This is a genomic window from Alsobacter sp. KACC 23698 (assembly GCF_045348435.1).
Classification (GTDB): domain Bacteria; phylum Pseudomonadota; class Alphaproteobacteria; order Rhizobiales; family Beijerinckiaceae; genus Alsobacter.
The window spans coordinates 1,328,130-1,354,829 of the sequence record NZ_CP157484.1 but is presented as its reverse complement, the minus strand read 5'-3'; the positions used below and the strand labels follow the sequence as shown (position 1 = coordinate 1,354,829).

30 protein-coding genes are annotated in these 26,700 nt (G+C 66.3%); 20 read left to right on the top strand and 10 right to left on the bottom strand.

Annotated elements, in window-relative coordinates; translation table 11 throughout:
* Positions 1–374 precede the first annotated feature (374 nt).
* A complete protein-coding gene (locus ABEG18_RS06270; RefSeq protein WP_406857233.1) occupies positions 375–878 on the bottom strand; it encodes a hypothetical protein in 504 nt (167 codons plus the stop codon).
* A 205-nt stretch (positions 879–1,083) separates the two neighbouring features.
* Entirely contained in the window at positions 1,084–1,320 is a 237-nt protein-coding gene (locus tag ABEG18_RS06265; RefSeq protein ID WP_406857232.1) for a hypothetical protein, read from the bottom strand.
* Between the two features lie 156 nt (positions 1,321–1,476).
* Here ABEG18_RS06265 and ABEG18_RS06260 point away from each other — a divergent pair, with 156 nt between their 5' ends.
* Positions 1,477–2,577, top strand: a complete 1,101-nt coding sequence (locus tag ABEG18_RS06260) for a helix-turn-helix transcriptional regulator (protein WP_406857231.1) — start codon at positions 1,477–1,479, stop codon at positions 2,575–2,577.
* Between the two features lie 507 nt (positions 2,578–3,084).
* Here ABEG18_RS06260 and ABEG18_RS06255 read toward each other — a convergent pair.
* Positions 3,085–3,720, bottom strand: a complete 636-nt coding sequence (locus ABEG18_RS06255) for a hypothetical protein (RefSeq protein WP_406857230.1) — start codon at positions 3,718–3,720, stop codon at positions 3,085–3,087.
* Positions 3,721–5,250: 1,530 nt separating this feature from the next.
* Here ABEG18_RS06255 and ABEG18_RS06250 point away from each other — a divergent pair.
* A complete protein-coding gene (locus tag ABEG18_RS06250) occupies positions 5,251–5,511 on the top strand; it encodes a hypothetical protein (protein WP_406857229.1) in 261 nt (86 codons plus the stop codon).
* 411 nt (positions 5,512–5,922) lie between these two features.
* On the opposite strand, the gene ABEG18_RS06245 is transcribed toward ABEG18_RS06250, so the two are convergent.
* Positions 5,923–6,246 (bottom strand): hypothetical protein, encoded by a 324-nt coding sequence (locus tag ABEG18_RS06245; RefSeq protein ID WP_406857228.1) that lies wholly within the window; start codon positions 6,244–6,246, stop codon positions 5,923–5,925.
* A 521-nt stretch (positions 6,247–6,767) separates the two neighbouring features.
* Positions 6,768–7,010, bottom strand: coding sequence for a hypothetical protein (locus ABEG18_RS06240; protein WP_406857227.1), 243 nt, complete (start codon positions 7,008–7,010; stop codon positions 6,768–6,770).
* Positions 7,011–7,488: 478 nt separating this feature from the next.
* On the opposite strand from ABEG18_RS06240, the gene ABEG18_RS06235 reads away from it, so the two are divergent.
* From ABEG18_RS06235 to ABEG18_RS06225, 3 genes are all read left to right on the top strand, one after another.
* Entirely contained in the window at positions 7,489–7,983 is a 495-nt protein-coding gene (locus ABEG18_RS06235; RefSeq protein ID WP_406857226.1) for a response regulator, read from the top strand.
* Between the two features lie 56 nt (positions 7,984–8,039).
* Positions 8,040–8,351 carry a response regulator gene (locus ABEG18_RS06230; RefSeq protein ID WP_406857224.1) on the top strand — a complete coding sequence of 104 codons (312 nt, stop codon included), beginning with the start codon at positions 8,040–8,042 and terminating at the stop codon, positions 8,349–8,351.
* 227 nt (positions 8,352–8,578) lie between these two features.
* Positions 8,579–9,061 (top strand): MucR family transcriptional regulator, encoded by a 483-nt coding sequence (locus ABEG18_RS06225; protein ID WP_406857223.1) that lies wholly within the window; start codon positions 8,579–8,581, stop codon positions 9,059–9,061.
* Positions 9,062–9,693: 632 nt separating this feature from the next.
* Here the strand turns inward: ABEG18_RS06225 and ABEG18_RS06220 are convergent.
* Positions 9,694–10,344, bottom strand: a complete 651-nt coding sequence (locus ABEG18_RS06220) for an AAA family ATPase (protein WP_406857222.1) — start codon at positions 10,342–10,344, stop codon at positions 9,694–9,696.
* 732 nt (positions 10,345–11,076) lie between these two features.
* On the opposite strand from ABEG18_RS06220, the gene ABEG18_RS06215 reads away from it, so the two are divergent.
* The 5 genes from ABEG18_RS06215 (at position 11,077) to ABEG18_RS06195 (ending at position 15,338) form a co-directional block, all read left to right on the top strand.
* The gene (locus ABEG18_RS06215) at positions 11,077–11,904 is read left to right on the top strand and encodes a transporter substrate-binding domain-containing protein (protein ID WP_406858543.1); all 828 of its coding nucleotides are present in this window, start codon (positions 11,077–11,079) and stop codon (positions 11,902–11,904) included.
* Between the two features lie 44 nt (positions 11,905–11,948).
* Positions 11,949–12,614, top strand: coding sequence for an amino acid ABC transporter permease (locus tag ABEG18_RS06210; protein ID WP_406857221.1), 666 nt, complete (start codon positions 11,949–11,951; stop codon positions 12,612–12,614).
* A 1-nt stretch (position 12,615) separates the two neighbouring features.
* Positions 12,616–13,266, top strand: coding sequence for an amino acid ABC transporter permease (locus tag ABEG18_RS06205; protein ID WP_406857220.1), 651 nt, complete (start codon positions 12,616–12,618; stop codon positions 13,264–13,266).
* A gap of 6 nt (positions 13,267–13,272) precedes the next feature.
* Complete coding sequence (locus tag ABEG18_RS06200) at positions 13,273–14,067, top strand: amino acid ABC transporter ATP-binding protein (protein WP_406857219.1); 795 nt, start codon at positions 13,273–13,275, stop codon at positions 14,065–14,067.
* 71 nt (positions 14,068–14,138) lie between these two features.
* The gene (locus ABEG18_RS06195) at positions 14,139–15,338 is read left to right on the top strand and encodes an aminotransferase class V-fold PLP-dependent enzyme (protein WP_406857218.1); all 1,200 of its coding nucleotides are present in this window, start codon (positions 14,139–14,141) and stop codon (positions 15,336–15,338) included.
* Between the two features lie 710 nt (positions 15,339–16,048).
* Here ABEG18_RS06195 and ABEG18_RS06190 read toward each other — a convergent pair.
* Positions 16,049–16,342 carry a GYD domain-containing protein gene (locus ABEG18_RS06190; protein ID WP_406857217.1) on the bottom strand — a complete coding sequence of 98 codons (294 nt, stop codon included), beginning with the start codon at positions 16,340–16,342 and terminating at the stop codon, positions 16,049–16,051.
* 335 nt (positions 16,343–16,677) lie between these two features.
* Here ABEG18_RS06190 and ABEG18_RS06185 point away from each other — a divergent pair, with 335 nt between their 5' ends.
* The 6 genes from ABEG18_RS06185 to ABEG18_RS06160 all read left to right on the top strand — a co-directional run bounded on the left by ABEG18_RS06185 (position 16,678) and on the right by ABEG18_RS06160 (position 21,962).
* Positions 16,678–17,499 carry a DUF2189 domain-containing protein gene (locus ABEG18_RS06185; RefSeq protein ID WP_406857216.1) on the top strand — a complete coding sequence of 274 codons (822 nt, stop codon included), beginning with the start codon at positions 16,678–16,680 and terminating at the stop codon, positions 17,497–17,499.
* A gap of 18 nt (positions 17,500–17,517) precedes the next feature.
* On the top strand, positions 17,518–18,333 hold the full coding sequence (locus ABEG18_RS06180) for a cytochrome c oxidase subunit II (RefSeq protein ID WP_406857215.1): 816 nt from the start codon (positions 17,518–17,520) through the stop codon (positions 18,331–18,333).
* Positions 18,334–18,360: 27 nt separating this feature from the next.
* Positions 18,361–20,121: a cbb3-type cytochrome c oxidase subunit I gene (locus ABEG18_RS06175; RefSeq protein ID WP_406857214.1), complete on the top strand. Its 1,761-nt coding sequence runs from the start codon at positions 18,361–18,363 to the stop codon at positions 20,119–20,121.
* Positions 20,122–20,130: 9 nt separating this feature from the next.
* Positions 20,131–20,835, top strand: a complete 705-nt coding sequence (locus ABEG18_RS06170) for a cytochrome c oxidase subunit 3 (RefSeq protein ID WP_406857213.1) — start codon at positions 20,131–20,133, stop codon at positions 20,833–20,835.
* A gap of 13 nt (positions 20,836–20,848) precedes the next feature.
* Positions 20,849–21,562, top strand: a complete 714-nt coding sequence (locus tag ABEG18_RS06165) for a heme-copper oxidase subunit III family protein (RefSeq protein ID WP_406857212.1) — start codon at positions 20,849–20,851, stop codon at positions 21,560–21,562.
* Positions 21,563–21,650: 88 nt separating this feature from the next.
* Positions 21,651–21,962, top strand: coding sequence for a cytochrome C oxidase subunit IV family protein (locus tag ABEG18_RS06160; RefSeq protein ID WP_406857211.1), 312 nt, complete (start codon positions 21,651–21,653; stop codon positions 21,960–21,962).
* 137 nt (positions 21,963–22,099) lie between these two features.
* Here ABEG18_RS06160 and ABEG18_RS06155 read toward each other — a convergent pair whose 3' ends face one another.
* Positions 22,100–22,378, bottom strand: a complete 279-nt coding sequence (locus ABEG18_RS06155) for an aa3-type cytochrome c oxidase subunit IV (RefSeq protein WP_406857210.1) — start codon at positions 22,376–22,378, stop codon at positions 22,100–22,102.
* 208 nt (positions 22,379–22,586) lie between these two features.
* On the opposite strand from ABEG18_RS06155, the gene ABEG18_RS06150 reads away from it, so the two are divergent.
* The 4 genes from ABEG18_RS06150 (at position 22,587) to ABEG18_RS06135 (ending at position 25,832) form a co-directional block, all read left to right on the top strand.
* On the top strand, positions 22,587–23,648 hold the full coding sequence (locus ABEG18_RS06150; RefSeq protein ID WP_406857209.1) for a medium chain dehydrogenase/reductase family protein: 1,062 nt from the start codon (positions 22,587–22,589) through the stop codon (positions 23,646–23,648).
* Positions 23,649–24,357: 709 nt separating this feature from the next.
* On the top strand, positions 24,358–24,546 hold the full coding sequence (locus tag ABEG18_RS06145) for a DUF465 domain-containing protein (RefSeq protein WP_406857208.1): 189 nt from the start codon (positions 24,358–24,360) through the stop codon (positions 24,544–24,546).
* 170 nt (positions 24,547–24,716) lie between these two features.
* A complete protein-coding gene (locus tag ABEG18_RS06140) occupies positions 24,717–25,082 on the top strand; it encodes a response regulator (RefSeq protein WP_406857207.1) in 366 nt (121 codons plus the stop codon).
* Between the two features lie 411 nt (positions 25,083–25,493).
* Complete coding sequence (locus ABEG18_RS06135; protein ID WP_406857206.1) at positions 25,494–25,832, top strand: hypothetical protein; 339 nt, start codon at positions 25,494–25,496, stop codon at positions 25,830–25,832.
* Here ABEG18_RS06135 and ABEG18_RS06130 read toward each other — a convergent pair.
* Together ABEG18_RS06130 and ABEG18_RS06125 are read right to left on the bottom strand one after the other, a co-directional pair.
* A complete protein-coding gene (locus ABEG18_RS06130) occupies positions 25,780–26,001 on the bottom strand; it encodes a hypothetical protein (RefSeq protein WP_406857205.1) in 222 nt (73 codons plus the stop codon). The two genes, ABEG18_RS06135 and ABEG18_RS06130, sit on opposite strands and share 53 nt — an antisense overlap.
* Positions 26,002–26,194: 193 nt before the next feature.
* Positions 26,195–26,362: a hypothetical protein gene (locus tag ABEG18_RS06125; protein ID WP_406857204.1), complete on the bottom strand. Its 168-nt coding sequence runs from the start codon at positions 26,360–26,362 to the stop codon at positions 26,195–26,197.
* Positions 26,363–26,700: the final 338 nt, after the last annotated feature.

The following is a 26,700-nucleotide window of genomic DNA, read 5'->3' as shown; positions in this document are numbered from 1 at the left end:
TCAATTTCAGACAGCGATCCAGTGCTTCAGGCCCGGGCGATTTGCGCCAGAAAGTAACACGGAGGTCCGGCGCGGCCCCGGCTGGACCGCGCTATCACCGCCGTCGCCGGCTCGATCACTGGAGTGAGAGCAGCGGGATAGAGGGTCGCGCGTCGGCCGCAAGATGTCGGCGCTCATTGAGCGCCAGCGACCAACCGGCGGAGGAAGAGGAGCCAAGGCCTAACCCGTTTGGGCGCTTCTGTTGAGCGATGATCGGAGCCGCTCGTTCAGCATGGCGGAGAGTTGCAGCCCGCCTCGGCGGGCCCCGGCGAGCTTTGGTTTCGGTGCTGTCGAGCAAGCGTCCGGGCTTTGGCGCCTATGGATCCGCCCCGCCCCTATCCCGTGGACCGACGCTCCTCGCAAGCGGCATCGCTGTGGTCGACTTCAGCGGGACCATCGTGCGTCAGCACGCGATCGCCCAGTCCTAAACGCATTGTGCGCTCATAAGCTTCTTCACAATTTGCAATCGCCGCCGAACCGCGGCGCAGGATCGCCGCCATTCCCTGTCCGGCAGGGGGACGGGATCGCTCGTCCAAGTCGACCAGTTTCACCCAGGCCGCCAACGCCTGGTACGCACGGGCGTAGGCTGGATAATGATTGGAGAGGTCGCTGGCGGTGTTGAGGAATTGTTCGGCGATCAAGACCCGCCACTCTGGATCGAACAACCGGATCTTTGTTGTTATTTGCCGAGGGTCCTCCGTGACTCCTTCCACTGTCAATATGGCCAGCGCTGCTCTGAAGCCCTGCGCAATGGCACCCGCCGAAACTGCGCGCCCGTCTAAATCTTGGTGAAGCTGCGCGATGTCCTGCAGGCAGGCGGCGATCACGCGCGAGTGCAACCAGTCCGTTATCCAGCCCGCAAATCTCACCGTGTCGTTCCCTGCTCACCGAGATTGCACACGATAGCATAAATTGATCATGCTGAAGCAACTATCATTAATCGCCGTTTATTCCACGCAGGCAGTTAAGCAAGATCGCTTCGGAAAATGGCTCATTTCGCTCGTCCCTGGCCGGAGCGTCGGATGAGAATGGCCCTTCGCTTAGCTATGGCTCGCGCACATTAATAATTATCAATGTCAACAACGCCAAGATCAAGAAAACCTGCAGATGCGTCAGACCCCACGGCCGTGAACGCTTGCTGCCGGCCGCGTGGGTTCGAGTGGTCCGCGTGATCCGGCGCGCGGTATCACGCAAAAGTTGCGAGGCGCGATCGTACTCCCGTTTTTCCAAAACACGCGACGTCTTCACGATCCAAGACGCCATCCAAAGCTTGATCGACAAGTTCGCTCCCGCACCTAATCAGCGCTCGTCTACTTTGCGACTCGCTTGCGCGGCTGGATAGCCCTAGGTGAGGTATGCTCTCTCGAATCCTCTTCTTCGCGATAAACGTTTTTCGGTTAATCGCGTTGTGCAAAGTACGGCCAATGGCGGTCAACGATGAGCGATGACGTCCATGCGCTCGCCGAGCGCTTTTACGACTGCAGCGTGGCTCCCCAGGCTTGGGCGGATGCGCTGGCGCTTCTGGCGGCTGCGACCGGGGGTGTGGGCGCGATCGTGGTTCCGGTGTGCGGCGCTGCGACCTTCTCGCCGATCTGGTCGCCTTCACTGGACGAATCCGGTACGGCTTATGTGCGCGGCGGGTGGTGGGAACGCGACACCCGCGCAGAACGGGGGCGCGCCCTCGGCTTAAGATCGGGGCTCCACCTGGACGTGGATTTCGTCGGGCCGGACCGGATCGCCCGCGATCCGTTCTATCAGGAATTTCTCGCCCCGTTCGGGTTTGGCTGCGCCCTGTCGCAAGTCGTCAGCCCGCCAGGCGGCCCTGTCATCGCCATCACCGTGCAACGGGAAGCCAAGCATGGCCTTTTCACCGCGGCGGAGCGGCACAGGCTGGAGATCCTGGGCCAGCACGCCGGACGCGCCCTCGCCACGTCTTTTCTGGTGAGCCAAGCCGCCCGCGATCTCGCGGCGGAGCAAACCGCCAGGGAACACCAGGCGCATGGCTACCTCCTGCTAGACGGCGCGGGAGGCGTCGTGCACGCCGACGCCTTGGGCCGCCGCCTGATCGGGCCGGTGTTCGGGCTTTCGGTGAAGCGGCTGAGCATCCGAAACGGGACGCAGGCCTCTGCGTTCGAACGCGCAATCGACGCCGTAATGAAAGGCGAGTTGCCGCCGCCCGCCATCGCCGTGACCAGGCCCGGCCGCGTCCGCCCTGACTTGATCATTCAGATCCTTGCGGCGCCGCGCACCGGGGCATGGACCTGGGGTCCCGGCCGCGTGCTCGTCCTGATCCATGATCTTGCTGCGGAGGGCTCGGCGCAGGCGCAGAGGCATTTCATCGCCATGGGGCTCACGCCCGGGCAGGCCAAGATCGCTCAGCTCATCGGCGGCGGACACACACCGCGCGAGGCCGCCGAAGCTTTGGGGCTTGCGGAGGCCACAGTGCGCACCGTGCTCAAATCTATCTACGCCCGGTTGGCGATCCGGCGGCAGAGCGAGCTCGCCACTCTGGCGGCGAAACTTCAACAAATTCTCTAAGCGCGTTCGGATTTAATAAACGAGATCGGCCTAAAGGCTGGCGGAGGCGAAGCGTCGGGACCGAAGAGAACCGCCAAGGGCGGCCGCTCGACTTCTGAGCAATCGGCCGACCGGGGAAGATATCCCCAGATCCGTAGTTTTCCTTGCGTTGCTTTCGTCGAATCTATGCTACCCAGCACATGTGTGGTGGAGAAACAGCATGGCCGGGGGTTACGCGGTTTTGGCGATCTTGGGAGCGCTGATTGGAGCGGCTGGCGGGGCTTGGCTCGGTGGTGAGCTGGCGATCTTCATCGGCGCGATGCTAGGGGCTAACGGCCTTGTCCTTGCCGGGATCGGATCACGCGTATGGCGATCGGCGTCTGCGACGGCGACCTCAGGCCCCTTGCCCCACCGTTCCGCGTCTGCTTGTGAGCAGACGCTAGGCGCAATGACGCAGCACTGAACTCCCAACTGCGCGAGCAGTCGAAGACGCCTTTGCTCCTCATGCAAGGGCCGCAAAAAGCGGAGCTAGCCTTCGTCATCCAGGCCGGCTTCTCCCGTGCGGCTAGGCTCGCGCGGGGGACGCAGTTGCGCCGGCCACCACCGCTTGGCGCCATTCCAGCGCAAGCTGCGGAACTGGGGGTTTTGCGACAGAGTGGACGACACGGACGCCGAGGCGTGCTGCGCGCCGTCGGCCAGCATGGCTTCGACCAGTTCAGCCGTGGTCATAGGACGGCGGCGGTATTTCAGGGCCGTCAACGCCGCTTCGGCGATCGTGCGCCTTGGCTGCTCTGCGCTGGCGGGCGGGGCATGGGTCAGGCCCTGAGTCCGCGCGCGCCGCGCCGCTCTCTGCGTGCCCGCAACGGGCTTGGCCCCCGATCCAGCCGAGCGCCCCGGCCAGGCAGCGTCGAGCGCGTCGAGCGCTACATTGAGCGCCAGCCATGCCCTGAACGCCGCGTTGTTGGCCACAAGATCATCGTGAAGCTTCTGCGCGAGGGCACGAATCTCTCCGACCGAGGCGTCGGCGACCCCGGGCATGGACGAGAGGCTGGCGCTTGATCGGCTCTCAGCCGGCACGAAAGTGATCTGTTCGCCCTGAAGCGCCTCGGCCAGGGCCGACCGGAGTCCGTCGCCGCCTGGAAGCACTTGACTTTTGGCAGTCATTTCTCCTCCTGCGCCGCAGAGGCTTGAAGCGACTCTCTCTGCCCGTCGGCGTTGTTCTCCAACGTCCGACATCACTGCACAGCCTATCACATTCCGAAACCATGACAATTACCCGCACCCGCGATCGAATATCTCAAGAATATCGCACCGCAAATTAAATTTTCGAACAGATTAATATGTATTCGTGTGTTGAGGCACCACGGTAACGCGCGCCTAGAATGCCGGTCTGCGGCGACCGGGCAAGCTGGGTGCGTTAAGGTCACGCGAACGCCCCACGACGTTCTTCGCAAGATGGGCCGGGCTTGCGCTTGCATGAGGCCCTCGGCTGCGGCTCAGGGTCGGCCAGCTCGCCCGCTTCTCAAACGGGCGAGCAGCCTCGTGCGAACCAAGCCGCGGTCGCAGCGGAGCCCCGCGGCTGGAAGGTGACCCTGCTTGCCCGCCCGGCCGCCCTATGGATCTGCGCCGCCGCCTCGCCGTCAGGCTCACGGTCCAGGCAAGCGGCTTTGGCCGCGAGCAGCTGGGACAGCCGGCGCAAGACGGCGTTGCGGGCGAAGGCGGCGATGTCCGTGGGCGGCGCCGTGGGGCCGAATTCCTGCTGCGCCGCGGCGACGAGGCGTCATCATAATCATACGCCGTCTCCTCGGCGCCGATGGCGACCCCGGTCAGCCCAGCACGGGGTTCCGGCTCGATCGGCTCTTGCCGGCCGCGGTGCGCGGACTGGCGCCTTCAGCCCGCCGCCCCCGGGCCCGCGAAGGCGGGGCGGCCGCTGGGGCAAGGCGGCCCCCGCGCGGCGATGTGGTTCGTTTCGCAATTCCGGTTCGATCTGCGGAGCGGACGTCCTGCCCGGGCGAGCCAGCACTGGGGGCTGCGCGAGAACGGGGTTGATCTCGCCAAGCCGCGGCGCGGCCGGCCGACGCCGCGGTAAAGCGGCGCAGGACTCCGCCCGGGCGATCGGACACGCAGGGTTCCGAGCCGCCGGCCCGCTCCATTTGGCTCATCGGCAGCCAAGCCGCCCTGCGCCGCCGCAAGCTGGTGGCTTAGCAGTGAGCCAGACACATCGCCGTCACGGCGGCGGCCAGCTGGCCGGCGGCCCGGGATTGGCGGGCGCCGCCGCGAATTGCGGCCGCGGCGGCGACCCTGGTGGCAAGCCCAGCGCCTACGGACGCCAAATGCGCCATCGCCGCCGTCAGTGGCCCAGGGCACGGCGCAGGCGTTGCGATCGCATGCCAAGAGCGCTGGGACTGCGCTGCGGAGCCGGTGACCGCCATAGAAGGAGCGCAAGGGACGCAGCGCGACCTCACCCCTTACCGTCCCAAAGATCGCTTCCGGGCAATCCGCACGCTGAAGTGGGCCGTGGCCCGTTCGCGATGAGCCAAAGGCAGGCATGTTGGACCGCTCGCGTCGGGCGGGGCATTGGGCCCATTAGGGACGGGCGCGGCGCGCGACGGCGTCGCCTGGCGTGAGCACGTTTTACGATCCTTCAATGCTTGCCGAGCGATCATCGGGTCAGTCTGACGCAGGATGAATGCGATGCTGACGTGGGGCTTGATGGCGGTCTTTGCTGCGGGGACGACTTTCCTCGCCCGGACGCGGTATGGTCGGGTAGCCTCTTACTCCGTGGGCTTCGTGGCGACTTTCGCTCTGGGCGCCGTATCGCTCCTGCTGCTTGGCACTTTTCTCGGCCTGCGGATGTCCGACCCTGACTGCAGCTGGATCATCCAGACGGGCGTGGCGGCCGCGTTGATCGGCCCTGGCGCGGGTTTGCTGTGTCGCCGGGCGGCGACGCTCTGACCTCGCCAGAGCGCCTGCGCCGTTTCCTTGATGAAACGAAGGCCAGCATAGGCGCGGGGCATGGCCGCGCCGTCGTAGCCCGAGGCGGTCACGAATGGCAGGGGCATTCCGACGGACGTCAGCCACGGGACGGGCCGCCCGCCCATTCAAGTCCTCATCCAGCACAGCGTCGTCGATCGGCTCACGGCTGATCAGGGCGCGGGCCGTCCGCACGGTTCTAGCGGTCCGGCGACTTCGGCGGCGGCCTCAATTATTATGCCTTTGGCCGGGACACATTTATGGGCGCGAGCAGGATGCGCATGGAGGCCTCCTCGCAAGCTCCCGGTTTAAGCCCCCCAGGGCGCACAGCGCTGGCGCCCTGACCCGCTCATTGAAATGCAGCGCGTTCTCGGTGAAGAGTCCCGATCCTCCTTAGGGCCCATGTGCTTTGCGCTCACGGAGCGGTCCTGGGCGTCCAGCCGAGGCCGAGGGAGTCTCCTTCGGCTGTTTCGGCGCGGCCAGGGACTCAAAAAACGCCGTCATCACGCGTTCGTAGTCGTCGGTGGCATATTCGCGCCCCAACTGCGTCTCTACATTGAGATGGTGCCCCCAACCGGCTTTCAGCATCGCCTGGGTCGGCCGCGTCAGCGCCAGCCGCACGGCTTGAACCAGCGCGTCGATCTCCCGCGCGTTCAGTTGGACCTGTCCGCTCAGCCGCAGCTGACGAACGAGCTCGGACCTAAGTACATCGCCCATGGCCGGCCCCCCTCCGCGGTGTGTCGCCGCTGCGCAAGCTTCGCTAGCGGGACTGAAAACGCCAGTTGATTCTTGGAAGACAAACCGCCACCCCTATAGCCATGTCCGAATTCGAACCCGCTTGGCGCCGGGGTGCTCGCTTGATGCAGTTCCCAACTTGCGATGTCCGTCCGCCAGCCTCCGGCGGCCGGGAGAGAACCTCGATCGCGGCTCCAGAGGGCCTGGGCGCGCCACGACCTGAGGCCAAAGCGCGCGGCTCGCGCTAGGGTGCGGTCGGCCGCCTTTGCAGAAGACCCTGACCTTCAGCCGCTCGACCAGAGCTTGCCGGGCGCGAGACATAGGCCATGATGGAGCGTCGCGCCTGCGCGTGGGAATCTGCGCGCCGTTCCGAGTTGCCGCGTGGGGAGTGCATACGCAATGGCGCGGAACTCGGTCCCGAGCCATGTCGGCTTTCTTCCCGACGGCAACCGGCGGTGGGCTGCGGCCAGGGGCAGGCCAACGCGGACGGGCGCGGTGGAGCTTCACACAGAATCGTTGGACAGCCGGAAGAGGTCGACCGGGTAAAAAAGACAGCCCCGTCGGACGGGGCTGAAGTGCGAACCAGAAGCATGCTCATCCGAACCGAGCGTCAGCGTAACAGTCACAGCGGCTCCGGCAAACGCCTCGCTTCGCTCGTCCGGCCAGACGGTGAACATCCGCAGTCCCAGCACCAGGACCGCGGCCCCCCGAAGTTGATCCATCGCCGCCCAGTCACGGAACGGCATCGCCTCACTCGTACGGCATTAGAGCCGAAACGGGGTCCTGGCTTGCAGATCTTAGAAATCCGGATCGGTTGTCGGCACGACAAACCCTGCCGACGCGGGTTAAGAAGCGAGCGGGGGATACGCTCACATTCGGTCTTCGCCGAGCGGTGCAGTGTGGCAAATATCTCCGCTTCGCGGAGCGACGCACGCTGGATCTTCTGCGGTCCCGGTCGTCGCGTCTCCGCTGGTGTCGATCGCCGCGGCTTGGGCCGATACGTTTAAAGCAGTCCGGCGCGGGAACTTCGACGCCCGATCTTGCCAACACGGAACTGGCCGACACAGCCACGATGCTCGTTGGGCCGGATACCGACTTCAGCGGCCGCCCTCGCCGTATCCGTGCTATTACCTATCAACGCACAGATTGTTGATTTTTACCATGTGCTTGCGTTCAACGTTTCCTTAACTGCCTTGCGCTGAAGTAAGGCAGAAAGGACCGTCCATGTTGCCTGAACTCGACACCTATCTGACCGACGATTTCGTCAGTCTTGGCAAGCGCGCCGAACCGCTCCTGCTTGTCGACGACAGCGGCGCCGTCCGGACCATCATCGTCAAGATGCTGGGCCGCCTCGGCGTGCGCGAGATCGACGTCGCAGCGGACGCGCGGACGGCCTTTTCGCTCATCAGCCAACGCAGCTACCGTGCGGTCCTCTGTGACATCGAGATGCCCGCCATCGACGGTCTGCAACTGGCCAAGGCTTGTCACGACGCCGGGATCACCGCCCCCTTCCTGATGATCACGGGCAGTCTCGACCCGCGTTATGTGGCTCGGGCGCGAGGAAAAGTCGCGGGCTATATTCTCAAGCCGTTCAAGGAAGACGCCATCCGGCGCAAGCTGGACGAGATCCTGCCCAGCGTGGCCGAAGATCTGCCGCAACCGACGGTGACGGCGCCGGGACACGGCAGGGTGAACACGTTCAAGGCTGCGCGAGTCTAAGCATGGACAAGAATTTGCACCGGACGACCGTGCTCGTTGTGGACGACTTCCCGCCCATGCTGACCATCGTGACCAAGATGCTGGCCGAAATCGGCGTTCATGACGTCGATTGCGCCGGCGATGTGGAGAGCGCGCTGGCCCACGTCCGAGTGCGGGATTACGACGTGTTGATCCTCGACTACTTCCTCGGCGATCAGACCGGGGATGACCTTATGTTCACGCTGCGCCATGAGGGCGAAGACATTCCGGCGATCATCATGACCGGGGAAGCCGCCAGGGCCGCGACCCATCTTCGTCAGGAGGTCGACTGGCTGCGAAAGCCCTTCACGGCCACCGAGTTGAAGGCGCGCATCGCGGCGGCGCTGTGAGGCAGGGCTTCGGGCGGGATGCGGGTCGGCGCTGAGAGCGTGCGTCGGGTGGAAGCACGGCGGAGCCGGGCGCTCGCGGGCGAGGATCGGGGACGCCGGATCGGGCGATACGGCTGGAGCCGCGAGCGGCGTTCCGGGCGAACCCTGGGCGCCTCTTCCTGCCCATGACTGTCCACTTGTAATCTAATCTACTTACCTATAGCTGTGGTGAAGCATAGGAGCTGAAGATGTCTGAACTTCCCGAAAGCACCCTACACTTCGTCGCGGACATCGTCGCCGCGTATTTGGCCAATAACTCGATTTCGCATAGCGAAATACCAGCCCTGATCGCCAACGTGCACAAAGCGCTGACCTCGGCGGCGGGCGGCAAAGTCGAAGAGCCCCCCGTCGAGGCAAAACCAGCTGTCTCCATTAAAAAATCAGTGACGCCGGACGCGATCATCTGCCTGGAAGACGGGAGGAGCTTCAAATCGATGAAGCGCCATCTTGCGGTCAAATATGGCCTGACTCCGGCCGAGTACCGCGCCAAATGGGGCCTGCCGAGCGACTACCCGATGGTGGCGCCGAATTACGCCGAGGCTCGCTCCACACTGGCCAGGAGCATGGGCCTGGGCCGCAAGCCCGCCGCGAGCGCGCCGGTGCAGGCCTTCGCCGAGTCGCCCGCCCCCCGGGCCAGGAGAGGCCGTCCGCCAAAGGCCAAGGCGGCTTAAGACTGGGGTAGCCCGTTTCGGTCCAATGCAAGGGCAGTGACGCTGCCCGTTGCTGCGGCTTCAGCCCCGCTTCGGCGGGGCTTTCCTTTAGTTGGGAGGGACGGCTCCTGCGACGGCGGCTGCTGCGCTGTCATTTACGCCCCCGCAACAGCGCCGTCACTGGCCGGGCGTTGCGGCGCGGCGCAAATGAAGAAGGCCCCGCGGGGCTAACGGTGGCCGCGGGGCCTCCATGCAGCCTGGAGGGGGAATTCTTCACTGCGGCTCAACAACGCCACAGCAAGGCCCAGGGGTCCTGAGCTGGGCTCGACCCGACCCAAGACGTGAGCGTGATCGGAGCCCGAGGGCGGGCTCGACAGATGCAATTGGGCAGCCCGTCGGTTCCCCGTCAGAACCTACGGGCCGCGGGAGGCATGACGGCGAGCGGCGCTGACAGCGAGGCAAGTCGCAATCAAGGATGGGCTTCGCCGGCCACTGGGGTTCCCCAGAACGCTGGCCGCTGCCGTAGGCAGACGCCCGACGCCCGTTGGGTCGAAGGCACTTGCTGCGTCACAGCGGGATACACTTCGCGTCAGCGCGCGGCCGCCCTTCAGTTTGCGGATCTGGCAAGATCGCTGAGCGCGAGAGCGTCTCGGCTAACTCCGCGGCGGGCGAAACACGGCCTCGTAGAGCGCCTCGATTTCGGCGCAGGCCTTGGCGTCAGAGGGGGTGAATTCGACGACGCCGAGCCCGACGGACGACGCGCGCGGATAGCTCTTGCGGTTCACCAACGGGGTGGGGATAAAAGTGAGGCTGGGCTGCGCGCGGATGATGGCGCCGGCGGATTCATTATCCGCCCCCTGCGCGTCCGCCCTGTTCAGGAACGCCAAAGCCTTCAGACCGGGATTGAGGGCGCGCGCCTCATCAATCACGTCGGCGGCGCGCTGCAGCGTCCAGACATCGAAAGAGCGCGGGCCGAAGGGCAACAGACAGACATCCGCCAAGGCGAGGGCGCCGCGCTGGCTGGCCTGGTTTCCTCCGCCAAGGTCTATGACGATCCGGTCGTATTTCGGGGCCAGGCGACGAAGCTCCGTCGCCAACGCCCGGCCGGTCAACGACACGCAGGTGTAGCCTGCGCCTTGGGCAAGCGTCTGGTTGCGCATCAGGGTGAAGTCGGTCGCGGTGGCCTGCTCATCGGCGTCGACGAGCAGCACGTCCGCCCCCTGCCGTGCGTTCATCACGGCAAGGTTGGTGGCTACCGTGGACTTGCCGGTTCCCCCTTTGGCGCCGCCTATGACCGTGATCACCGCCCCGTCCCGTCCTGCATGCGCGGAAGATAGCACAGCTCGCGCCTGGAGGGGCGGATGGAGGCGCTGCCGCCGTCGTCGGCGTCGACAGGCCGGCGCATGATCTGCCTTCCGTCGCGTCCCCGGTCACTGACCTGGTGGTGCTCGGACGCGTGCTGGCGGTCGCCACCGATCGTCGACGCGCCTGCAAAGCGCCGGTCTGGCTCGGGGCCTCGCCGGCCAACGCCACCTCGCCGCCCCCGAGGGCCGCCGCTTCATCCTGTTTGGCCGGTCGCACCGCCGCTGACGCTGGAGCGAGCGGCGGCAGCGTGGCTGGAATCTTCGGCGGCGGATGGGCGCGCAGCGGCCTCCCGGCGAGCCACCCGCAAGTCCGGCCACCGCGCTTACCGATGACGTTCGCCGGCCTGCGCCAGGCTGGGCGACGCTGCGCCCCGGGTTGGGGCGGGCGCGCCAACAGCGCCCATCCGGGGCGTCGCCTATTAGGCGACGCTCCTTGATCGCCAGGATGCGACCCGCCCCCTTCACGGCAGGTCGCATCCTGCTAAGCTCGTTTCAATTCATTGGACGAGGGTCCACTTCGAACCACGTTGTCCATGCATGTGCGTCGAGAAGGGCGACCGGCCCAGGTACCCGCCGGGCGCGCCGGACGAGAGGCGGTACCGGACGGAGAGCGTCGTGGGACACGAGCAGGCGCGCAGGGAATTCTTGAAGCTGAGCACGACGGGACTGGCCCTGGCGGGCGCCGCCACGGCGGCGACCGTGGCCCTTACGGCGGAAAAGGCCGCGGCGCAGGCGGCGCCGACCAGCCTGCTGCGCACCGTCCTCGATCGCGGCAAGCTGATCGTCGGCACCGGCAGCACGAATGCGCCCTGGCACTTTGAGAACGAGAAGGGCGAACTCGTCGGCATGGACATCACCATGGGACGGATCTTGGCCAAGGGTCTGTTCGATGACGCGTCCAAGGTCGACTTCGTGCGCGAAGACCCCGCCCAACGGATTCCCAACATCACCACCGGCAAGGTCGACATCGTCATCCAGTTCATGACGGTGACGCCGCAGCGGGCGCAACTCGTCGCCTTCACCCGGCCCTATTACGTCGAAGGCATCGCGCTGCTCACCCGTCCCGACGCCCAAAACAAGAGCTTCGACCAGCTTCTGGCCGGCGGCGCGTCGACGCGCGTCTCGATCCTGCAGAACGTGGATGCGGAAAACTCGGTGCATCAGGCCTTGCCGCATGCCCAGGTCATGCAGATCGACACCCAGGCCAACGTCATCCAGGCGCTGGAGTCGAAGCGGGCCGATGCGGCTGCGGTCGACCTGTCCACCGTGCGGTGGATGGTCGCCAAAAACCCGACCCGCTACGCCGACAGCGGCAAGAAGTGGTTCTCGATGCTGTACGCCGCCGCCCTTCGCCAGGGCGATCCCGACTGGCTGAATTTCGTCAACACGACCTTCAACGTCGCCATGTTCGGCCACCAGAACGAGCTTTATGACGCCGCGTTCAAGGAGTTTTTCGGCCTCGACGCGCCCAGCCGCACGCCGGGCTTTCCCTCCATCTGACCGAGCCGGCCAGCGCGCCGGCGCGCCGGCCGCATGCGGGGGCCATGGGTTACCACCTCAATTTCACGCTGATCTGGCGCCACTTCGACAGGCTGTGGGGCGGTCTCGTCCTCAGCCTCGAACTGGCCGCGGCCGCGATCCTGATCGGAATCGTCATCGGCTTGGCGCTGGCGGTCTTGCATGTCTCGGGGGGCCGCGGGGTCCGCGCCGCGATCGCGGCCTATGTGGAGTTCATCCGCAACGTGCCGCTGATCCTGCTCGTCTATCTCGTCTTTTACGGCCTGCCCACGGTCGTCGACATCGTCTACAGTCCGACCGTCTCCTTCGTGGCGACGCTGGCGCTCTACGCCGGCGCGTATTTGGTGGAGGTGTTCCGCTCGGGCCTGGAGGCGGTGCCGCGCGGGCTGATCGACGCCGGCAAAGCCATCGGGCTGACGCCTTGGCGACGGCTCGTTCATGTCCGGCTGCCGACCATGCTGCGCATCACGCTGCCGGCCTTGTCCAACACCTTCGTGTCGCTGTTCAAGGACACGTCGGTGGCGTCCGTCATCGCCGTCCCCGAACTGACCTATGGGGCGCAGTGGATCAACTTCAACACCTTCCGGATCGTCGAGGTCTATCTCGTCGTGACCGGCATGTATCTCGTCGCCGGTTACGCCATCCTGCTGCTGCTGCGGCTGCTGGAGCGCCGCTACGCGGTCGGGCGCTGAGATGATCCAGGCGATCCTCTACGCCCTGCCCTTTTTGACGCAGGGGCTCGGCGTCACGATCGTGGTGTCGCTGCTGGTGGTGGCGCTGTCGCTCGCCTTCGGCGGCCTGATGGGGCTTGGCCTCGTCTATGGTCCCGCACCGCTGCGCTGGCTGGTGCGCGGCTTCAGCGACGTGGTGCGCGGCGTTCCCATCCTGGTGCTGATCTTCTTTGTGTATTACGGCCTGCCCATCACCGGGCTGAACCTGCCGCCCTTCACGGCGGCCGTGCTCGCCCTGACGGTGTTCAAGGTGGCGCAGGTGATCGAGAATGTGCGCGGGGCCATCGGCTCCATCCCGCGCGGCCAGACCGATGCGGCCAAGGCGATCGGGCTGACCTTTTGGCAGCGGTTTGGATCGGTCATCGCGCCGCAGGCGCTGCGCCGCTTCCTGCCGCCCTGGATCAATGGCGTGACCGACGCCGTGAAGGGCACCGCGCTGGTCTCGCTGCTCGGCGTCACCGACCTGATGCACGCCATGCAGCAGGTGATCGGCCGCACCTATGAGCCGCTGCCGCTCTATGTGCTGGGCGCGCTGATCTATTTTTCCATCAACTACGCCTTGTCGAGCGCCAGCCGCCGGCTTGAGAAGCGCTACGCCTATGTCCGGGAGTGAGCCAGCATGACCGTCGATGCGCGCGCGCCCGGGCCGCCTTTGTTGCAGATCGCCGGCCTGCACAAATCCTATGGCGCCGCCGAGGTGCTGAAGGGCGTCGACCTGACCGTCGCCACCGGCGAGGTGGTGACCATCATCGGCCCGTCGGGCAGCGGCAAGACGACCCTGCTGCGCTGCGTCAATTTCCTGGAGACCTATGAGCAGGGCTCGATCCGCATCGCGGGCGAGGAGGTCGGCTATCGTGACGCGGTCCGCCGCCAGCCCCGGTCGGAGACGGAGCTGGCGCGCATCCGGGCCGAGACCGGAATGGTGTTTCAGGCCTTCAATCTGTTCCCGCACCTCACCGCGGCCGAGAACGTCATGCTCGGCCTCGTCAAGGTGCGCCGCAAGCGGAAAGCCGAGGCCCGCACCCTCGCCGCCCATTGGCTCAGCCGCGTCGGCCTCGCCGACAAGCTCGACCGGCTGCCGGCCGAGCTCTCGGGCGGACAGCAGCAGCGCGTCGGCATCGCCCGGGCCGTGGCGATGGAGCCAAAGATCCTGCTGCTCGACGAGATCACCTCGGCGCTCGATCCCGAGCTGGTGGGCGAGGTGCTCGACGTCGTGCTGCAGCTGGTGCGCGAGGGCATGACCATGCTCGTCGTCACCCACGAGATCGCGTTTGCGCGCGACGTCAGCCACCGCATCGTGTTCATGGCGGAGGGCGTGGTGGCGGCCGACGCCGCCCCGGCGGCGCTGTTTGCGCCCGACCACCCGAATGAGAGGCTGCGCGCCTTCCTCGCCAGATTCGGCGCGCGCCATTGACCGGCGGCGTCCCCGTCACCGTCGCGGCGTCGGCCAGAGCGCGCCCGAGCCGCGCACCCCAGGAGCAGACCATGGCCGATCCCCTCCCCCCACGCGGTCGCGACATCCGCCGCGAACTCGGCCTGCGGCCGATCATCAATGTGTCGGGCACCATGACGGCGCTGGGCGCCTCCATCATGGTCCCGGAGGCGATTGCGGCGATGGCCGCCATCGCGCCGGAATTCGTCGAGATCGACCACCTGCAGCGCCAGGCCAGCCAGGTCGTGGCGCGGCTGACCGGGGCCGAGGCGGGCTTCATCACGGCCAGCTGCGCCAGCGGCATCGCCATGGCGGTGGCGGGCGCGATCACCGGCGACGATCTGCTCGCGGTGGAGCGCCTGCCGGACGCCCCCGGGCCGCGCCGCGAGGTGCTGATCCAGGTCGGGCACATGGTCAGCTACGGGGCGCCGGTCGACCAGTCGATCCGGCTGGCCGGCGGCCAGGTCGTGCCGGTCGGCACGGTCAGCGTGGCGCTGCGCTATCATCTGGAGAACGCCATCAGCGAGCGCACCGCCGCCGCGGTGTTTGTGGTGTCGCACCACACCGTTCAGTACGGCATGATCGGCCTGCCGGAGTTTTGCGCCGTGTGCCGCGCCCGGGGCGTTCCAGTGATCGTCGACGCCGCCTCCGAATACGACCTGACGGGCTTCTTGGCCGCCGGCGCCGACGTCGCGATCTATAGCGGCCACAAATTTTTGGGCGGTCCGACGAGCGGCGTCGTGGCCGGGCGCAAGGCCCTGGTGCGGGCCGCCTTTTTGCAAAATCGCGGCATCGGCCGCGGCATGAAGGTGGGCAAGGAAAGCATCGCCGGCGTCATGGCGGCGCTGAACGCCTGGGCGGTCCGCGATCACGCCGGCCTGCGCGCCCGCGAGCAGGCGGCGCTTGATCTGTGGGCCGCGGCGCTGTCGCCCTTGCCCGGAATCGCAGCCGAAATCGCCCCCGATCCGACCGGCAACCCGCTGGATCGGTTGCGGGTCCGGGTGGCGCCGGAGAGCGGCTTTTCGGCCGCGGGCCTGGCCGCGGCTTTGGCGGCCGGCGACCCGCCGGTGATCGTGCGCGACCACGAGGCCGAGCGCGGGCATTTCTATCTCGATCCCTGCAACCTGCATGACGGCGAGGCGGAGATCGTGGCCCGCCGGCTCGCCGAGACGATCCGCGGCTCGAACGAGGGACGCTTCGACGCCGGCGACCGTCATCGCGGCCTGGCTCGCCTCCTGCAATGGCCGGATTGACCGCGGCCTCGCCGCGGCTTGGCGACTACGGCGTCGGCGACCGCGAGGCGGTCCCCCGTGCGCCCGGCGCAGGGACGCTGCGGGCCGGCTCTCAGGCCAAGCTCCTCATGATCTAGCGGTAGGCCGGTTCGGGAAGGCATTGAGCGTCGGCGTCCGCAGGTTTCCTAACATGCCAAGCTGGAGCTGCTCGCTCCTTCGCAGCGGCGCAGCGCGCCGGACGGCGCGGCTTCGGCCGGGCCCATCGTGTGGCCACGCCGCCGGCGGGTTCGTGTCGAAAGGGCGCGGCGGCGTGGGCCTCCGGCGCCCCGCAATCGGCGCGCCAGCGCTGCGATGCGCTCTTCGGCGAGCGTGACGGCTGCTGCGGCGGCGGCCTAAGCGTCGCCACGCGTTCAGCCCAATCTCCGGTTTGAATCGGGCTGCTCGGCCGGCCTGATCACCCGCGACCGGGGCGGGGCAAAGTCCCAAGACCCTCGCAGTGTCCCTGCGGGGGTCTTCTTACGACGCGCTAATCACAAGCCTGCTGGAACAGCGCATGGCATCTGGGCGCCAGGCCAGCAAGGTCGTGGCGCCGCTGACCGGGGCCGAGGCAGGATTCATCACGGCCAGCTGGGCCGGCGGTTTCGCCACGGCGGTGGCGGGCGCCATCACCGGCGACGATCTGTTCGCGATGAGGCGCCTGACGCGCCCGGGCCGCGCCGCGAGGCCGGCCCTTAGGCCAAGCTCCTCATGATCTCGCGATAGGCCGGTTCGGGAAAGGCTTTGAGCGTCTGCGTCCGCAGGTTTCCCAGCATGCCAAGCTGGAGCATAAACCTGGCGCCGACGGCGTCGTCCGGCGCCTCATAAACCGCGACGAAGTCGTACTCGCCCATGGTCAAGAAGAAGGATTTGAATTCACCCCCCATCTCGCGCAGCAATTGCTTCGCCTTATCAAGGCGAGTGGGCGACTCCTTGGCGTTGCGAACGCCCTGGTCGGTGAATTTGGCCAGCATGATATAGGTGGTCATGGCACAACCTCTCGGTGCACGCCGTTCCCAGCGCGTGGACAAGCGCCATTTTACCACCAACCGCTCGCTCGCTATCAGCGACGCGAACGGAGCAGAGCAGTCGTCGGGCGGCCTTGGATGGCCTGCGGTTCGCTCGGCCTGACAGGAGGCGGAACGGACGACCCGCGCCGAGCCCCGCGGGGCCGGGCCGCCTCGCACAGACGCGCCGCCCGGCCCCCGGGGGCTCGGCTCTAGGAGCACTCGCAGAACGGGTGTATGCTTTTCAGTGCGATAGGCTTGCCAGGACAAGCTTTGCTCAAGCAGTCCTGGCGCCTCAGCACCAGAGGACGCGTGCCATGGCGAAACGCTCGGCGGGCGATCTCGGCTCTTTGAGCCGCAACACTTCATGGCGCCCAAAGCTGGCCCAATCGTTGCCAGTGCGAAGGATCAGCGTCGGCGATATTCAGATCTCGCTGCGCCGCGGCTTCGAAGATTTCTGGGCGATGCCGAGCCACCTGTTCTTTCTCGGACTGATCTATCCGGCTTTCGGGCTTTTCGTCGGGAACATCGTTCTTGAGTACAGAATCTTTCCGATGCTGTTCCCCTTGGTCGCGGGGCTGACCCTGGTGGGGCCTTTCGTTGCGCTGGGACTGTACGAAGTGAGCCGCCAGCGCGAGATTGGCCGAGATCCGACTTGGACCCAGGTCTTCGAGCTGCTGCACCATTCGTCAAGGGGCAAGATCCTGGAATTGGGTCTGTTCCTGACCGCCCTTTACTTTGCCTGGCTAGTGGCGGCCATTCTGCTCTTTCGCTGGATCTTGGGGCCGACCATGCCGGCGACACTCGTGGGGTTTGTCCACGACGTGCTGTCAACCCCTCGCGGGTGGGCTCTAATCGTGATCGGCAACGGCGTAGGCTTGCTCTTTGCCGCGGCAGTCTTGCTGGTGAGCGTCGTGTCGTTCCCCTTGCTCCTGGACAGGCGGATCTCCGTCAACGCCGCGATCGCCACGTCGATGCAGGCGGTCTTGGTCAATCCTTGGCCAATGACGGCATGGGGCCTCGTGGTCGCCGCCGGTATTTTGGCTGGCGTGCTGACCCTGCTCGTCGGCTTGGCGCTGACCGTGCCCATACTGGGGCACGCGACGTGGCATCTGTATCGGGCGGTCGTGCCGCCATAGTTGAAAGCGAGAACAGCAATGCCGATTGCGATCGCATTGGTTGTTTTGACTCTCGGCTCGCTCCTGTTCCACGTCGTGAGTCCGTGGTGGTGGACGCCGATCGCCTCGAATTGGCGTTATATCGATGACACCATCACCATCACCTTTTGGATCACTGGCTGTGTTTTCACGGCGGTGGTGCTGTTCATGGCGTATTGCGCCTATCGTTTCCGGCACCGGCCGGGCCTTGTGGCGGCTTACGAACCCGAAAACACGAGACTGGAGCGCTGGCTGGCCATCGGGACGGGGGTGGGGGTGGCCGCCATGCTCGCGCCAGGCCTGTTGGTCTGGTCGCAATTTGTGAATGTGCCGGCGGGGGCGACGGAAGTCGAAATCGTTGGTCAACAATGGCAATGGGGATTCCGGCTGCCGGGGGCCGACGGTAAGCTCGGCGCATCGGACAGCCAGTACGTCACGGCGGACAATCCGCTCGGCCTCAGCCCGACTGATCCCAATGGACAGGATGACGTCATTCTGGTGGCGGCGGACCTGCATCTTCAATTGGGCAAACCCGTGAAAATCCTGCTCAGAGCCTTGGACGTCGTGCACGACTTTTACGTCCCCGAGTTCAGGGCCAAGATGGACATGATCCCTGGGACGACAACCTATTACTGGATCGTTCCGACGAGGGTCGGCGCGTTCGACGTCCTATGCGCCGAGCTGTGCGGCTACGGTCATCCCTATATGCGCGGGCGGGTCGTCGTGGACACCGAAACCGCCTACCAAGCCTGGTTAAAGAACCAAAAGACCTTCGCCCAAACTTACGACCCGCCCCACAAGGAGGCGGGGTTGTGAGCGGATGCCTGCGATGGAGGACTCGCTATGGTCGAAGCCTTCTTGGGTGGACAGCCCCCCACGCGCGCCGCTGAGGTTCATGACGTTGAGCTCTACCACCCGACAAATTGGCTCACGCGCTACGTCTTTTCGCAAGACGCCAAGGTGATCGCCATCCAGTACTCCTGCACCGCCTTGGCGATCGGCTTTGTGGCCTTGGTGCTGTCCTGGATGATGCGCTTGCAGTTGGGCTTTCCCGGCTATTTCTCGTTTATTGACGGCCCACGCTACTATCAGTTCATCACCATGCATGGAATGATCATGGTCGTCTATTTGCTCACGGCGCTGTTTTTGGGAGGATTCGGCAACTATCTCATTCCCCTCATGCTGGGGGCTCGCGACATGGTCTTCCCCTATCTCAATATGCTGAGTTATTGGATCTATCTTCTCGCGGTGCTGGTGCTGGTCTCCACCTTTTTCGTGCCGGGTGGGCCAACCGGGGCCGGGTGGACGCTCTACCCGCCTCAGGCCATCCTCACCGGCACGCCGGGTCGCGATTGGGGCATCATTTTGATGCTGGTCTCCCTGATGCTGTTCATCGTGGGCTTCACGATGGGCGGCCTGAACTATGTCGTGACCGTGCTGCAGGGGCGCACGCTGGGCATGACCCTCATGCGCATGCCTTTGAGCGTCTGGGGCATTTTCACCGCCACCGTGATGGCGCTGCTGGCCTTCCCGGCCTTGTTCGTGGGAGCGTTGATGATGCTCCTCGATCGTGTGCTGGGCACGAGTTTCTTCATGCCCTCCATTGTGGAGATGGGTGAGCACCTCGCCTACAATGGGGGGAGCCCGATCCTCTTCCAGCACCTGTTTTGGTTCTTTGGCCATCCGGAGGTCTATATCGTCGCACTCCCGGCTTTCGGCCTGGTGTCCGATCTGATCAGCACCCACGCCCGCCGCAACATCTTCGGCTACCGCATGATGGTGTGGGCCATCGTTGCGATTGGCGCGTTGAGCTTCGTGGTTTGGGCCCACCACATGTATGTGAGCGGAATGAACCCGCAGTTTGGGTTCTTCTTCGCGACGACGACGCTGATCATCGCCATCCCCACCGCGATCAAGGTCTACAATTGGATTTTGACTCTTTGGCGCGGCGACATCCATTTCACCGTTCCGATGCTGTTTGCGCTCGCCTTTATCGTCACCTTCGTGAATGGCGGTCTCACCGGCCTTTTCCTCGGCAACGTCGTCGTGGACGTTCCCCTGTCGGATACGCTCTTCGTGGTGGCGCATTTCCACATGGTCATGGGCGTCGCGCCGATTATGGTCGTGTTCGGCGCCATCTACCACTGGTACCCCAAAGTCACCGGGCGCATGTTCAACGATCCGCTGGGCCGGCTCCACTTCTGGATCACCTTCGTCGGCGCCTACGCGATCTTCTTCCCCATGCATTACCTCGGCCTCTTGGGCGTGCCGCGGCGTTATTTCGAGTGGGGCGACGCCGCGTTCATTCCAGCGTCCGCCCACACCCTGAACGCCTTCATCAGCGTGGTCGCCCTCGTCGTCGGCGCCGCCCAGCTGGTGTTCTTGGCCAACCTGATCTGGAGCCTGTTCAGGGGCGCTGCGGCGGGACCCAACCCCTGGCGGGCGACGACGCTGGAGTGGCAAACCCCGCAAACGCCGCCGGCGCATGGGAATTGGGGACGGGACCTGCCCATCGTCCACCGTTGGGCCTATGACTACAGCGTCCCCGGGGCGCCGCAAGATTACATCCCCCAGAACGAGCCGTCGCCCGCAGCCGCCGGCTAGGGAGCCGCCATGGTGGTCGTTTTACTTTTCCTGGTGTGCGCCGCCGCGGTGGCGGGCTGGTGGCTGGCCCAGCAAGGGTTGCTGGCCAAGCCGTGGCTGCAGCAGGGCTACGTGGCGTCGGACCGGGCCCACGGGCCAGCGCCATGGACGTCCGCGAAAACGGCGCTGCTGCTGTTTATGGGCGTGGTTGGATCGTTGTTCGCCCTGATGATCAGCGCCTACACGATGCGCATGCAGGCGGCCGATTGGCGCCCGCTGCCGGTTCCGGCGATGCTCTGGGTGAACACTGGGCAATTGATCCTCGGCGGTCTGGTGCTGCGATGGACCCATGGGGCGGCGCGGCGCGGAGATCGGGACGGGGTCAAAGCGGGCCTCGCGGCGGCCTGTGTGACCGCGGCGGCGTTTCTGATCGGTCAGCTGCTTGTCTGGCGGCAGCTCAGTGCGGCTGGCCATCGCTTCACGATCAACCCGGCTTCGTCGTTCTTCTACCTGCTGCTGGCCACGCACGCCTTGCACCTCGCCGGAGGCCTATTCGTTCTCGGTCGGACCACCCTGCGCGCCTGGCGTCGGCGTCTGACGGTCGGGCTGGAGGAGAGCACGGGTTTGCTGGCCGCCTATTTCAATCTGTTACTGGCCCTCTGGTTGATCATCATGGGCCTGCTGACAGGGTGGGCGCAAAGTTTCGCCGTGTTCTGCCAGCGGGTTTTGAGCTAGCGAGGCGCTGACCATGCACGACCCCCCGAAAGCCGGATCGCTGACCGTCCCCGTGGGCTGGCGCACCATCGTCGCCGATTGGGCCTCCGATCAACGCGCCTTCAAGGACGTGTCCTGGGGCAAGGCGATGATGTGGATCTTCCTTTTAAGCGACACCTTCATTTTCAGTTGTTTTCTGCTCTCGTACATGACCGTCCGAATGTCGACGACCGTGGCCTGGCCCAATCCCAGCGAGGTTTTCGCCTTGGACATCGCCGGGCGCAAGCTGCCCCTGATCCTGATCGCCATCATGACCTTCATCCTCATCAGCAGCAGCGGCACGATGGCGATGGCGGTCAACTATGGCTACAGGCGAGACCGGCGAAAGACGGCCGCGCTGATGCTGTGCACCGCGGCGTTCGGCGCCGCCTTTGTCGGCATGCAGGCTTTCGAGTGGACGAAGCTGATCCATGAGGGCGTGCGGCCTTGGGGCAATCCGTGGGGCGCGCCGCAGTTCGGGTCAAGCTTCTTCATGATCACCGGATTCCACGGGACCCACGTCACCATCGGCGTGATCTTCTTGCTCCTCATGGGGCGCAAAGTCTGGCGAGGCGACTTCGATCAGAGGCGGCGCGGGTTCTTCACCAGCCGGGCCGGCTCGTACGAGATCGTTGAAATCACCGGGCTTTACTGGCACTTCGTCGATCTGGTGTGGGTCTTCATCTTCGCCTTGTTCTATTTGTGGTGAGGCGGCCATGACACAGGGGCGATCAGGCACGATGACTGAGGGAGCCCGAGCGGAGGACCCCGCGCCAGGCGAGCTTGTGGCGCTTCCCGTGGCGCAGCATCACCCGATCCGGTTGTACCTGGTGGTGTGGGGCTGGCTGTTCGTCTTGAGCACGGGCTCCTACCTCGTCGACTATTTCGGCCTGACGGGCTATGTGCGCTGGTCGCTCATACTACTCTTCATGATCGCCAAAGCCGGGCTGATCGTCGCGATTTTCATGCATTTGGCGTGGGAACGCCTGGCTCTGATCTTTGCGATTCTTCTGCCTCTGACCGCTGTGCTCGTCTTTCTGGCTCTGATGACCCTCGAGGCGGACTACACCCATCTGAACCGCGCCCTCTTTCTCGGCGCAGGCGGATAGGGGCGCCGGTGGACCGGCGCCGCGCGCACTTGGGGCGCCATCAGGGCGGACGACCGCCGGCTGTCGCCGTCGGCCCCATGGTCGCGTCGCTGTCCCGTGCGGCGGGCTGGGGCCTGCAGCCACGCGTGCCGCGCCGATCAGGCGGTGTAGAGATAGACCATGAACACCAGCACCACTGCGCCAATGGTGGCGACCTGGACGGCGCGGACGAAAAGACGATAGGTCTGTTCGTGCTCTTCGAGATCGGTGTTGGAGTCCGGTGGTTCGGGTCGATATTCCGGTGTGACGGACATTTCGCCATACCCCTCGCGGATGTCACGGCCCCCCGCAGGCGCATTATACACTGTCTTCGTCCCCCTCTTGCCCATGATGCGCGCTCTTTCCGCCGCCTTGCGATGGGTGGGCCGATCCGTCACGGGGGCTCGGCGGTCGGGCCAAGCGAGCCATCCAACCTCGCCCGGAGCGAGGCCGCGTGACGTCCGGCGGTCGAGCGATCGCGGCCCTGGCATCGCTGTTCCGCGAGGCGGTGATCGCGCGTCCTCGGCGGCCGAATTTTCGCGACATTCGCCGTCTTCACTGATCGCCTGAGGTTCAGTGCGGGTCAATGGGGCGCAAGAGGCCGCCATGAGCGAGCCGCGGAACCGGGTCGTGCAACTCACGCGCTTTGGCGGACCCGAGGGGCTCGCGGTCGTCGACGCCCCGATGCCGACGGCGCGGCGGGGCGAGGTGCGGATCCGCGTGCTCGCGTCGGGCATCGAGTTCACCGACACGGTGATCCGGCGGCGCCTCTACGCGCAAACGATCTGGCGCCGCCCGCCTTTCATCCTCGGCTATGACGTCGTGGGCGAGATCGATCAGCTCGGCCCGGACGTCAGCGGCTGGCGGATCGGCGAGCGCGTCGCCGACCTGACGGTGGTCGGGTCGAATGCAGCCTATCGCACGCTGCGCGCCGCGAACCTGGCGCGCGTGCCTCCAGGGGTCGACGCGGCGGAGTCGGCGGCGCTCATCCTGAGCTGGACCACCGCCTATCAGCTGCTGCACCGCTCGGCCCGGGTGCGGCCCGGCCAGCGCGCGCTCGTCCATGGCGCGGCCGGCGCGGTCGGCCAAGCGCTCCTCGTGCTCGGCCGGTTCGCCGGCCTGCAGGTCTGGGGCGCGGCGCGCGGCGCTCACGCGGCGCTTGTCCGCGAGCTCGGCGCGACGCCGATCGACACTGAACGCGACGACTTCACCCGCGTGCTGCCGGACGGGTTCGACGTCGTCTTCGACGGCATTGGCGAGGATCGATTTCGCCGCTCGTTCGCCGCGCTCAAACCCGGCGGCGTTCTCTGCGCTTTTGGCTACACGGCGAGCGTGCAGGCCAAACGCCGGCTGGGCTCCATCTTGTTGGCGCTCCTGAGCGTCTATGGCGGGCGATGGCTGCTGAGCTGGCTGCCGGGCGGCAAGCGCCCGCGACTCTACTCGATCAATCTGATGCGGGCGCTGCATCCCGCCTGGTTCCGGGAGGATCTGGAACGGCTGCTCGGGCTGCTGCAGGCCGGGGCGATTCGGCCGAAGGTCGCCGAGCGCATCACCTTCGACGCGGTCGCCGCGGCGCACCGCCGGCTGGAGCAGGGCGGCCTTGCGGGCAAGCTCGTCCTGTGCCCGGACCTCCCCTCGGGCGGCGAGCGCGGACCGCCTCGGCCCTGAGCGGCGAGCCGGCATGGCGGCGCCGATGCGCCGGCGCGGCGCTCGCCTGCGGCGCAGGGTCGGCCGGCTCGGCCCCCTCCCCCAGCCGCGTGAGCAGCCTCGTCAAAGCGAGGTCGCGGTCGCGGCGCAGCCCCGTTCGATCGCGCGGGCGCCCAGCGCATCTCCCCCACGCCGGCGTCCCCGCCGCCGGCGGCCTCGTTTCGCCCATGACGCAGAGGCAGGGGCCTGCTCTTGCCGGTCCCGGTGCGCGGACCGGGGGCCTTGGCCCGCCGATCCCGGGCCGGCACGGCGGGGCGGCGACGACCGGGGCTAGGCGGGGCCGGCGCGACAATGGGTTCGTTTCGCAATTTCGGGTCGGACCGGGGAGCGGACGTCGCGCGCCGGACTGGTTCGGGCCTGGCGGCGTGGCGGACCAGAGCCGGTCGGTTTCTGTGCCTGGTCCCCACAAAAGAGCCGCTGCTGCCCGGTGGGGGCGGCGCGTCAATGGAGCGCGGCGCCGTCGGATGAGCGCGGCGGCGCCGTTTGCGCAGCGGGACTAAGCAAATCCGGCCATCGGCTCGGCGGGTCACCGAGTCAATTTAAGTTGGAAGCGGCAGGGCAATGTCAACGACGGAGGACGACATCCGTTCCCTCGTCAGCATGAAAAATATTTAATGTGAGCTACAAAGATTTGCTGAATGCTTGATTACGTTTGAAACGGAGAGGTGCGATGTCAATCGCCCATTTCATCAACGCGCTGCAGCAGCGCCACTACGAACTCGACCTGGAGATCCAGCTGCTTGCGAGATCGTCCTCCGCCGATGACGTTCAGATCAAGCTCTTGAAGCTGAAAAAACTTCAGCTGAAAGATCGACTGGATCGAATCCGAGCCGAGGCGCAGCCGAGCGCATCGCGCTGACCCCGCGCAAGCGCCGCCGAAGCGCCGATCAACGCCCGTTCGATCGCCTCCAGGACGCAGAGGGTTCGCGGGGAGGCAGGATCGCCGGCGCTCGGCCCCTTCCGCAGCCGCGCCGCGCTTGGGGCTTGATCGCCCGTTGCGGAACATGGTCGTCCAGGAGGGTTTGTGCGATGCCGACAAAGCGGACCATTCTGGTCGTCGACGATCAGCTCCTGGTCCGCTTCGTCATGGCCGATATGCTGGCTGAAAACGGGTTCGACGTCATTCAGGCTGGAGACGCGGGCAAGGCGCTGTCCTTGATCGATGGCCTGCCCGATCTCGCGGCGGTCGTGTCCGACATCGAAATGCCCGGGGCGGTGGATGGGACGCAGCTCGCCCGCACGATCCGCCGCGCCTGGCCGGACCTGCCCGTCGTCATCGTCTCTGGGCGGCACGAGAGCCCGCCCGATCTTCCCGACGGGATCCCCTTCCTGGAGAAACCTGTTTCGGAGCGATTGCTGGTCGCCCTGCTGCGGCAGATGACTCAAAAGGCATAGCTCACGCCTCGGCGCCGTAGCCGCCGAGCACCGCGGGGCGGCCACCTCCCGGATCAGCAGTCAATCTCAGCCGAGCAGCCGCTTTCCCGCCGTCAGCGCCTCACGGCGACGCCGATCAGGGCGCGGCGCTGACCAGCATCGCCCAGGGATTCGTCGCGTCCGATGGGTCCAGGGAGGCGGTCGCGGCCGCCGCAGTGGTGGGCCCAGAGGACTCTGCTTTTGCGTGGACGGGCCCGAACCAGACAGCTGGGCGGCTTCGAGCGCCTCCAAGGCGGCGTTCAGCGCCCGGCAGGCCCTGAAGGCGGCGTCGCTGGGGTCAAGCTCGTCTTGCCACTTGCCCGACGGTGCGCCGAGCTTCATAGACAAAGTGTCACATTTACTTTGATCGAGTTATCTGACTTTGATCAAATTATGAATCGAAATCTGATCCGCTCTGAGGTCCTGCGCCAATTCCGGCTGCACGACTGTCGCGTCGAGCTCGACGAGGCCGCGCTGGACGCGCTGATGCGGGCCGTCCGGATCGCGCTGCTGCGGCCCAGTCCGGAGATGCTGAAGGCCGGATGGGGCCATCATCTGAATCTGGAGAGCGAGCTTGGCCGCGAGTTCGCCGCCGACGATTACGACAGGGTGATCGCCGCCTTGTTTGACGCTCCGGCCCCATCCGTGGCCGAAACGGTCAGGACGCGACCTGCACGGCTCACGCGGCGTGTGACCGGCGCTCCAACACGGCGTCAGGGATCGGCGGAATAGCCCAGCCGGCGAAGCGTTGGCGAAATTCCGTCTCGCTGAGGAGCTCCACGCTGTCCATGTCGTGGACGCTGGCGCGGGTCCAGGGCAAGCGCAGGCCCGCCATGACGTAGGCCTGACCAGAGACAACGATGGTCGGCCGATCAAGCCAGATCATGAATCGAATGTCCAAGACGCTTCTCCGCCAGCATGCGCCAGACCTCGCCAGGCGACGGGGCCGGCGAGGCGCGGGGTCCGTTCGATCGAGCGCGCGAGGCCGCGGCGCGCCGCAACGCCCCGAATCAGCCGCGCTCCCGCTGTGACGCGCGCAGGGTGGCGCATGATCCCCGCGCCACGCAACCGGCGCCGATCGGGCGCTGGGCTGGTCAGCTGCGGCGCACACGAGGCTTCATCGGCCGGGGCGCCGGCGCGGCGCTCGCCTGCGGCGCAGGATCGGCCGGATCGGCCGGCTGAGCCCCCTCCCCCGGCCCCGTGAGCAGCCGCGTCAGGGCGAGGTCGCGGTCGCGGCGCAGCGCCGTTCGAGAGCGCTGCAACAAGGCCGCCGGCGGCTCAAAAGCCCTGCCGGCGCGCCCGGCTGCGCCGGCCGCCTTTGCCGGCGCAGCCGGCCCGGGCGGGCGCTGGTCTCCTAGGGGTCTGGGCCGGGGGCGGCGGCGGGCGGGGCCTTCGGCGGGTCCGCCTTGCCGCCCCGCCGGTGGGCCGCGGCGCAGCCTCAGCCGCACGGGCTTTGGCCCACCGAGCCCGGCGTCAGGGTCCGCGGCCCGCCGCGGCGGCGTGCACCAGCGCTGGCGCCCGCTTGGTCCCACCCCAGAGGCCCGCTTGAAGGCAGTCGCGGAGGGGGCGGCGGCGGATCGCCTGCGGCGCGGCCAGGCCG

Excerpts from the sequence above, each read along its gene's own strand:
- ABEG18_RS06260 (WP_406857231.1), top strand. The coding sequence starts at position 1,477 with ATGAGCGATGACGTCCATGCGCTCGCCGAGCGCTTTTACGACTGCAGC.
- ABEG18_RS06255 (WP_406857230.1), bottom strand. The coding sequence starts at position 3,720 with ATGACTGCCAAAAGTCAAGTGCTTCCAGGCGGCGACGGACTCCGGTCG.
- ABEG18_RS06250 (WP_406857229.1), top strand. The coding sequence starts at position 5,251 with ATGCTGACGTGGGGCTTGATGGCGGTCTTTGCTGCGGGGACGACTTTC.
- ABEG18_RS06245 (WP_406857228.1), bottom strand. The coding sequence starts at position 6,246 with ATGGGCGATGTACTTAGGTCCGAGCTCGTTCGTCAGCTGCGGCTGAGC.
- ABEG18_RS06240 (WP_406857227.1), bottom strand. The coding sequence starts at position 7,010 with ATGCCGTTCCGTGACTGGGCGGCGATGGATCAACTTCGGGGGGCCGCG.
- ABEG18_RS06235 (WP_406857226.1), top strand. The coding sequence starts at position 7,489 with ATGTTGCCTGAACTCGACACCTATCTGACCGACGATTTCGTCAGTCTT.
- ABEG18_RS06230 (WP_406857224.1), top strand. The coding sequence starts at position 8,040 with ATGCTGACCATCGTGACCAAGATGCTGGCCGAAATCGGCGTTCATGAC.
- ABEG18_RS06225 (WP_406857223.1), top strand. The coding sequence starts at position 8,579 with ATGTCTGAACTTCCCGAAAGCACCCTACACTTCGTCGCGGACATCGTC.
- ABEG18_RS06210 (WP_406857221.1), top strand. The coding sequence starts at position 11,949 with ATGGGTTACCACCTCAATTTCACGCTGATCTGGCGCCACTTCGACAGG.
- ABEG18_RS06205 (WP_406857220.1), top strand. The coding sequence starts at position 12,616 with ATGATCCAGGCGATCCTCTACGCCCTGCCCTTTTTGACGCAGGGGCTC.
- ABEG18_RS06200 (WP_406857219.1), top strand. The coding sequence starts at position 13,273 with ATGACCGTCGATGCGCGCGCGCCCGGGCCGCCTTTGTTGCAGATCGCC.
- ABEG18_RS06195 (WP_406857218.1), top strand. The coding sequence starts at position 14,139 with ATGGCCGATCCCCTCCCCCCACGCGGTCGCGACATCCGCCGCGAACTC.
- ABEG18_RS06190 (WP_406857217.1), bottom strand. The coding sequence starts at position 16,342 with ATGACCACCTATATCATGCTGGCCAAATTCACCGACCAGGGCGTTCGC.
- ABEG18_RS06185 (WP_406857216.1), top strand. The coding sequence starts at position 16,678 with ATGGCGAAACGCTCGGCGGGCGATCTCGGCTCTTTGAGCCGCAACACT.
- ABEG18_RS06180 (WP_406857215.1), top strand. The coding sequence starts at position 17,518 with ATGCCGATTGCGATCGCATTGGTTGTTTTGACTCTCGGCTCGCTCCTG.
- ABEG18_RS06175 (WP_406857214.1), top strand. The coding sequence starts at position 18,361 with ATGGTCGAAGCCTTCTTGGGTGGACAGCCCCCCACGCGCGCCGCTGAG.
- ABEG18_RS06170 (WP_406857213.1), top strand. The coding sequence starts at position 20,131 with ATGGTGGTCGTTTTACTTTTCCTGGTGTGCGCCGCCGCGGTGGCGGGC.
- ABEG18_RS06165 (WP_406857212.1), top strand. The coding sequence starts at position 20,849 with ATGCACGACCCCCCGAAAGCCGGATCGCTGACCGTCCCCGTGGGCTGG.
- ABEG18_RS06150 (WP_406857209.1), top strand. The coding sequence starts at position 22,587 with ATGAGCGAGCCGCGGAACCGGGTCGTGCAACTCACGCGCTTTGGCGGA.
- ABEG18_RS06145 (WP_406857208.1), top strand. The coding sequence starts at position 24,358 with ATGTCAATCGCCCATTTCATCAACGCGCTGCAGCAGCGCCACTACGAA.
- ABEG18_RS06140 (WP_406857207.1), top strand. The coding sequence starts at position 24,717 with ATGCCGACAAAGCGGACCATTCTGGTCGTCGACGATCAGCTCCTGGTC.
- ABEG18_RS06135 (WP_406857206.1), top strand. The coding sequence starts at position 25,494 with ATGAATCGAAATCTGATCCGCTCTGAGGTCCTGCGCCAATTCCGGCTG.